Here is a 947-nt window from a genome sequence, read left to right as displayed (position 1 = left end):
CTGCGCCCGGTCGTCCCCGGGGTGGCGGGCGAGCTGTACATCGCGGGTCCGGGTCTGGCGCGTGGCTATGTGGGCCGGCCGGACCTGACGGCGTCCCGTTTCGTCGCGAGCCCCTTCGCCGTGGGTGAGCGGATGTACCGGACGGGCGATGTGGTGCGCTGGACGCCGGACGGGCGGCTGATGTTCGTCGGCCGCGTCGACGACCAGGTGAAGCTGCGCGGCTTGCGCATCGAACTCGGCGAGATCGAGACCGCCCTCGGCGCGGTCGCCGGGGTCCGCCAGGCGGCCGTACTGCTCCGCGAGGACCAGCCCGGGGAGAAGCGCCTGGTCGGTTACGTCGTCCCGGAATCGGACTCCGACTCCGGCTCCGGCTCCGGCTCCGACTTCGACTCCGACTCCGGCCTTGACCTGGCCCGGGCCAAGGCCGACCTGGCGGCACGGCTGCCCGAATACATGGTGCCCGCCGCCCTCGTACCCATGGCCGCCCTGCCCCTCACCGTCAACGGAAAGCTGGACCGCGAGGCCCTGCCCGCCCCTGACTACACCGCCACGGCCACCCACCACGAACCCCGGACCCTTCTGGAAGAGGCCCTGTGCGGCCTGTTCGCCAAGGCGCTGTCCCTTCCGTCGGTCGGTGTCGACGACAGTTTCTTCGATCTGGGTGGGCATTCGCTGTTGGCGATGCGGTTGGTGAATGCCGTGCGGGCGGATCTGGGTGTGGATGTGGGTGTGCGGGCGGTGTTCGAGTCGCCGACGGTGGCGGGTCTGGCGGCGCGGGTGGAGTCGGCGGGTGGGGTGTCGGCGGTGCGTCCGGGGGTGGTGGCGGTGGTGCCGCGTCCGGAGGTGGTGCCGTTGTCGGGTGCTCAGCGGCGGTTGTGGTTCTTGTACCGGTTGGAGGGTGCGAGCGCGACGTACAACGTGCCGGTGGTGACGCGCGTGCGGGGCGG

The 947-nt window shown here is 71.7% G+C and carries 1 protein-coding gene; it reads left to right on the top strand.

Going from position 1 to position 947, the window contains the following annotated elements:
- Positions 1-947, top strand: a 947-nt coding sequence (locus IPZ69_RS46740; RefSeq protein ID WP_235461019.1) for a phosphopantetheine-binding protein, incomplete at both ends; no start/stop codon positions are given.

The organism is Streptomyces olivochromogenes (assembly GCF_021538895.1).
Classification (GTDB): domain Bacteria; phylum Actinomycetota; class Actinomycetes; order Streptomycetales; family Streptomycetaceae; genus Streptomyces; species Streptomyces olivochromogenes_A.
This window is presented reverse-complemented; position numbering and strand designations above follow the sequence as displayed.